The 5,319-nt window shown below is 68.1% G+C and carries 6 protein-coding genes and 2 pseudogenes; 3 read left to right on the forward strand and 5 right to left on the reverse strand.

Annotation, left to right across the window (positions count from 1 at the left end; all coding sequences use genetic code 11):
* The 3 genes and pseudogenes from AC1D01_RS19435 to AC1D01_RS19445 form a co-directional block, all read right to left on the reverse strand.
* Positions 1-573, reverse strand: a pseudogene (locus AC1D01_RS19435) (hypothetical protein); the annotation flags it as partial.
* Positions 574-936: 363 nt separating this feature from the next.
* The gene (locus tag AC1D01_RS19440) at positions 937-1,305 is read right to left on the reverse strand and encodes a response regulator (RefSeq protein ID WP_477869150.1); all 369 of its coding nucleotides are present in this window, start codon (positions 1,303-1,305) and stop codon (positions 937-939) included.
* A gap of 14 nt (positions 1,306-1,319) precedes the next feature.
* Positions 1,320-2,282: a chemotaxis protein CheX gene (locus AC1D01_RS19445; RefSeq protein WP_477869152.1), complete on the reverse strand. Its 963-nt coding sequence runs from the start codon at positions 2,280-2,282 to the stop codon at positions 1,320-1,322.
* 147 nt (positions 2,283-2,429) lie between these two features.
* On the opposite strand from AC1D01_RS19445, the gene AC1D01_RS19450 reads away from it, so the two are divergent.
* From AC1D01_RS19450 to AC1D01_RS19460, 3 genes are read left to right on the forward strand one after another with little or no spacing between them, the layout of a single operon-like run.
* Positions 2,430-3,107: a CsgG/HfaB family protein gene (locus AC1D01_RS19450; RefSeq protein ID WP_465113095.1), complete on the forward strand. Its 678-nt coding sequence runs from the start codon at positions 2,430-2,432 to the stop codon at positions 3,105-3,107.
* Positions 3,104-3,478, forward strand: coding sequence for a DUF4810 domain-containing protein (locus tag AC1D01_RS19455; RefSeq protein ID WP_477869154.1), 375 nt, complete (start codon positions 3,104-3,106; stop codon positions 3,476-3,478). The genes AC1D01_RS19450 and AC1D01_RS19455 overlap by 4 nt, the downstream gene beginning before the upstream one ends.
* Positions 3,475-4,149 (forward strand): DUF799 domain-containing protein, encoded by a 675-nt coding sequence (locus AC1D01_RS19460; RefSeq protein ID WP_477869156.1) that lies wholly within the window; start codon positions 3,475-3,477, stop codon positions 4,147-4,149. Before AC1D01_RS19455 ends, AC1D01_RS19460 begins: the two co-directional genes overlap by 4 nt.
* Before the next feature lie 142 nt (positions 4,150-4,291).
* On the opposite strand, the pseudogene AC1D01_RS19465 reads toward AC1D01_RS19460, so the two are convergent.
* Positions 4,292-4,816, reverse strand: a pseudogene (locus AC1D01_RS19465) (ferric reductase-like transmembrane domain-containing protein); the annotation flags it as partial.
* Positions 4,785-5,319, reverse strand: a 535-nt coding sequence (msrP, locus tag AC1D01_RS19470; RefSeq protein ID WP_477869158.1) for a protein-methionine-sulfoxide reductase catalytic subunit MsrP, incomplete at its 5' end; no start/stop codon positions are given. The gene msrP and the pseudogene AC1D01_RS19465, both read right to left, overlap by 32 nt.

Genomic DNA, 5,319 nt, shown 5'->3' on the forward strand with positions numbered 1-5,319 from the left:
GGTCGCGCGGGTGTTGTTGTGGTCGTACAGCGCGCGGGCGGTGGCGGTCTTCAGGTCGGACACCAGCGGCTCCGAGACGGCCCAGTCGCCGGCATCGGCCAGCTCGCTGCCGCCCCCGGCGCCGGCGGCGATGTCGACCCACTTGATGTTCCAGCCGACCTGGGTCGTGCCGTCGCTGTTGCCGCATTCGCCGGTCGAGCTCGCGATCGCGGTCTTCTTGTAGCGCGCCGTGCCGCCGTACAGCGAGAGCGCGTAGCCGATCATCAGGTCGCCCGCGCTGTGCGCCGCGACGTAGCACCAGTTCGGCCCGGTGCAGTAGCAGTCGAGCGCGTTGCGCACCAGGTAGTTCTGGTCGGAGACGTGGTTGTAGCCGTCCCAGTTGACCGACTTCTTGTTGACGCCGGCCTCGACGGTCGCCGGCCCCCAGTAGGTGAAGTCGGCATAGTTGCCGAGGATCCCGCCGCCGGTGCGGCCGTTGATCCACAACGAGTAGTTGGTCGCCAGGGCCGCCGTCGTCAGGCCGACGAGCACGGCGCCGATCCCGGCCAGGCACAGCCGCGTGAGGTGTCGCATTGGGTTGTCTCCCTGTGTTGTCGAAACCGGCATGAAACCGATCTCGCGAGGCCCGAAAAGTACGCTCGTGCGGAAAAGTTCAGAAGCCCGAAGTTCCCCTCTTGACTTGCGCGATGTTCGCCCGCGTGTCTTGCACTTTCGTGTCAGCCTGGAGGCGGTGTCGTGGCCGCTTCCGGGTAACGAGTTCATCGCMCTGAGCAACTCGTGCAGCTGGGCTCGGCTGGCCGGATGAATTGCCGATCTTTATTCCGAAGTTGTTTCGCGGAGAACTTCTTGTGAAACAACAGCTTGCGTACTTTTCTAGTCTTCTTGCTGCGGATTTTCTGCCGATCTTTTTGCCGATCTTTTCAGTCGCCCCGCGTCTCACAGACCGCACAGCTTTCGGAACGGCCCCAGCACCGCTTCGCCGCGGAACGGCTTGACGATCCAGCCGGTGACGCCGATCGCCTTGCCGCGCTCGCGCATCTCGGTGTTGTCCTCGGTGGTCAGCATCACGATGCGCACTGCTGCGTTGCCGAGCTCGCTGCGGATCTTCTCGGCCATCGTCAGGCCGTCCATGTTCGGCATGTTGATGTCGCTCACCACCAGCTTGATGGCCGGGTCGAGCGACAGTTGGCGCAGGCCGTCGCGCCCGTCGTTGGCCTGGGCCACGTCGAAGCCGTTCTGCTTCAGGAAGCTGCAGACGATCTCGCGCATCGTGTGGGAGTCGTCGACGACCAGGATCTGGGCCATTCAGCGGTTTCTCTTCAGAAGAATTCCAGCTCGCCGGTGTTGTCGGTGGACGCCGGATTCGAGAACTCGACGAAGGCCTCGGGGCGGAACAGCAGGTTGAAGATGAAGCGCTGCACGATGGTCAGCGAACGCTGGCGCGGGTGGTTCGGGTCCGCGAGCTGGTAGCGGATGCACAGCTGCGGATCCTGCGAGCCGAACGAGATGTACTTCTGCTCGTGGTTGATCACGATCGGYACCTGCGTCTGCTGCGTCGGGAACGCCTCGGACGGGATGTAGTGGTTCTTGAACGCGCCCCAGATCAGGTTCGTGGTCTCGGCGATCAGGTTGTTGAGCTCGCGAAAGCCCAGGTCGCCGCCGACGCCCTCGAAGCCCATCCCCTGGGCCATGCCCTGGCGCAGCGCGCCTTCCTCGGTCTGCAGCATCATGTAGCCGCGGCACCAGGTGCTCTCCAGCGCAATCAGCGTCGACACCTGGCCGTAGATGATGCGGTCGTGCACCACGTAGGGCGCCCCGGCCTCCACCGTCGCGTTCGGGAACATCGAGCGGATGGCCTTGCAGGTCAGCTCGACGATGCCGTGCACCAGCGCCATCGGGTAGCGCAGGCCGAACAGGCTGCGCTCGATGTGGGCGCGCAGCTCATCGAGCTGGCCGCTGGCCCACGGGTGCGTGATGCAGCGCGATTCGTCGTCGGTCAGGGCCCGCGTGCTGGTGCGGCGCAGGAAGATCGGCAGCTCCGGGCGTTGGCGGTGCAGGGYCTGCGCGAGCTTCAGGCTGTCAGGCCCGTCGCAGGGCAGGTCTTCGGCCAGCAGCACGCCGGCCAGGTCCTTGTGCTGGGCCAGCGCGTCCATCGCGTCGGCCGCCGCGCGCGGCACGGTGATGATCCCGAGCGATTCGCAGAACTTGAGCAGCTCGGGATAGTGCTTCGGATCGTGCTCGAGCAGCAGGATCTTGGCGGCGAGGAAAGCGGTATCGGCCATGGGAAGGAATATCGGTAGCACAGCAGGAGACTGAACGCATCCCCCATCTTTTTGTCGGTTGCCGTGCTGATGTGCCGAGGGGTCTCGCAACGCGCGTCAGATAATTCACGGCTTTTCTTCGAGCTTCATCCCTTTCCGAGGATTCCCATGTTCCAACGTCCGACAGCCGTTCTCGCGGCTGCATGCGCCTTGTTCATCGCCGGTTGCGCCACCGAAAGCTCCCGCACGCTGGAGGTCGCCAAGGTGCAGGCCGCCGCGGCGCCGTTCAACGGCACGCGCCTGCCGGTCTCGGTCGGCAAGTTCGACAACCGCTCCACCTTCATGCGCGGCGTGTTCTCCGATGGCGTCGACCGCCTCGGCAGCCAGGCCAAGACCACGCTGATTGCGCACCTGCAGCAGTCGCAGCGCTTCTCGGTGCTCGACCGCGACAACATGTCCGAGACCAGCCAGGAAGCCAAGCTGCAGGGCACGGCGCAGAAGCTGCGCGGCGCCTCGTACGTGGTGACCGGCGACATCTCCGAATTCGGCCGCAAGGAGGTCGGCGACCACCAGCTGTTCGGTTTGTTCGGCCGCGGCAAGACGCAGATCGCCTACGCGAAGATCACGCTCAACATCGTCAACAGCCTGACCGCCGAGGTCGTCTACTCGGCCCGCGGCGCCGGCGAGTACGAGCTGTCGAACCGCGAGGTGCTCGGCTTCGGCGGTACCGCCAGCTACGACGCGACGTTGAACGGCAAGGTGCTCGACCTCGCGATGCGCCAGGCGGTCGACGACCTCGTCACCGCGAAGGACAGCGGTCAGTGGGGCAAGGAGGCAGCCAAGTGACAGGGCGCTTCCTTGTCGCCGCCTGTGCGCTGGCGATGCTGGCCGGCTGCGCGAAGCCGCGCCCGCCGCTGTACCTGTGGGAGTCGTTCCCGCGCCAGCAGTACGACGCGCTGCAGCGCGGCGGCGCCGGCGCGCAGGAGCAGATCGCCGCGCTGGAGGAGCATGTCGTGAAGGCGCGTGCGCAGAACGCCGCGTTGCCGCCCGGCCTGCGTGCCCACCTGGGCATGCTGAAGCTGTCGATCGGCGACCCCGGCGAGGCACGCCAGCTCTGGCAGGCCGAGAAGCTCGCGTTCCCGGAATCGGCACCCTACATGGACCAGCTGCTGAAGCGCCTGGACGGCCCCGTGGCCAAGACGGAGAAACCGGCATGACGCGCGTCCGATCCCTGATCCTGTGGGCTGCCGTCGCTGGCGCCGCATTGCTCGGCGGCTGCGCGAGCACCCCGGCCTACGACTACACGGCCTTCAATCGCGCGAAGCCGGCCTCGCTGCTGGTGCTGCCGCCGCTCAACGAGTCGCCCGAGATCAGCGCGACCGCCTCCGTCTGGAGCCACGCGACCCGGCCGCTCGCCGAAGCGGGCTACTACGTGCTGCCGGTCACGCTGGTCGACGAGACCTTCCGCCAGAACGGCGTGGACACCGCGCACGATGCCCAGGAGGTCTCGCCGAAGAAGCTGCGCGAGTTCTTCGGTGCCGACGCGGCGGTCTACATCAAGGTGCGCAAGTACGGTGCGAGCTACGCGGTGCTGTCCAGCGAGACGCGCGTCGAGGTCGAGGCCCGCATCGTCGACCTGCGCAGCGGCGAGCTGCTGTGGAAGGGCTCGGCGGTGGCCAGCTCGTCCGAGGAGCAGCAGCAGTCGCAAGGCGGCCTGATCGGCGCGCTGGTGGGGGCGCTGGTGCGGCACGTCATGAGCAACGCCACCGACGAGTCGTACCGCTGGGCCGGGGTGGCCGACGATCGGCTGCTGGGAGCGCCGCGCCGCAGCGGCGTTCTGCCGGGTCCGCGCTCGCCGCTGTACGGTCAGCCGATGCCGGTGCAGTGACCGTCTCCGGCCGCGCCCGCATGCCCCAGGCATGCGCGGCCAGCCGGAACCCGAGCAGCGCCAGCGCGATGCCGGCGAAGACCCAGGCCGAGACGTGGCCCAGCTTCGCCTGCATCACGCCGTGCAGCGCCGCGAGCGCGACTGCTGCGTACACCAGCTTGTGCAGCCGCAGCCACTGGCGCTTCATCCGGCGGATCGCCCAGTGGGTCGAGGTCAGCGCGAGCGGCAGCAGCAACAGCAGCGCCGCCGAGCCGACCGCGATGAACGGGCGCTCGGCCAGGTCCTGCGCATACGCACGCAGCGTGCCGGCATCGAAGCCCAGGTACAGCCCGAGGTGCACCACCGCATAGCCGAAGCTCCACAGCCCGAGCTGGCGGCGTTGGCGGATCAGCGCGTTCCAGTCGCCGATGCGCCGCCCGCAGTGCAGCGCGACCGCACGCGACGCCCACACCGAGAGGCGGCGCAGCGGCGTGATCGCGAGCGTCGCCAGCAGCAGCGCCATCGCCCACCAGCCGCTCGCGTGCGTCAGCGCGGCGATCGGATCGGGGCCGAGCGTGCCGGCGATGAACGCCAGGCCCCAGCGCAGACCCGGCCACGCGCCGAGCGCGAAGCACAGCAGCGTCGGCAGCCTGCTGCTAGAAATTGCGGGCGAGGTCCATGCCGGCATACAGCGACGCGACCTCGGCCGCGTACCCGTTGAAGGGCAGGGTGGGGCGCTTGGCGAGTTCGCCCAGCCGCAGCTCGCGGCGCTGCGACCAGCGCGGGTGCGGCACCTCCGGGTTCACGTTGCCGAAGAAGCCGTACTCCGACGGCGCGGCCTGCATCCAGGTCGACACCGGCGGCTGCTCCACGAGCCGGATGTGCGTGATGGCCTTCGGGCTCTTGAAGCCGTACTTCCACGGCACCGCCAGCCGCAGCGGCGCGCCGTTCTGCGGCGGCAGCGCGGTGCCGTACAGGCCGGTCGCCACCAGCGCCAGCGGGTGCATGGCCTCGTCGATGCGCAGCGCCTCGGTGTAGGGCCAGTCGAGCATCGGGCGGCGCTGGCCGTACATCTCGGACGRCCGCAGCACCGAGATGAACTGCACGTGGCGAGCGCGCGAGGTCGGAGCGACCCGCTTCAGCAGTGCGGCGAGCGGGAAGCCGCGCCATGGCACCACCATCGACCAGCCC

This window comes from Rhizobacter sp. P3_B12 (assembly GCF_056402895.1).

Coding starts and splice junctions, on each gene's coding strand:
- AC1D01_RS19440 (WP_477869150.1), bottom strand. CDS start 1,305: ATGGCCCAGATCCTGGTCGTCGACGACTCCCACACGATGCGCGAGATC.
- AC1D01_RS19450 (WP_465113095.1), top strand. CDS start 2,430: ATGTTCCAACGTCCGACAGCCGTTCTCGCGGCTGCATGCGCCTTGTTC.
- AC1D01_RS19460 (WP_477869156.1), top strand. CDS start 3,475: ATGACGCGCGTCCGATCCCTGATCCTGTGGGCTGCCGTCGCTGGCGCC.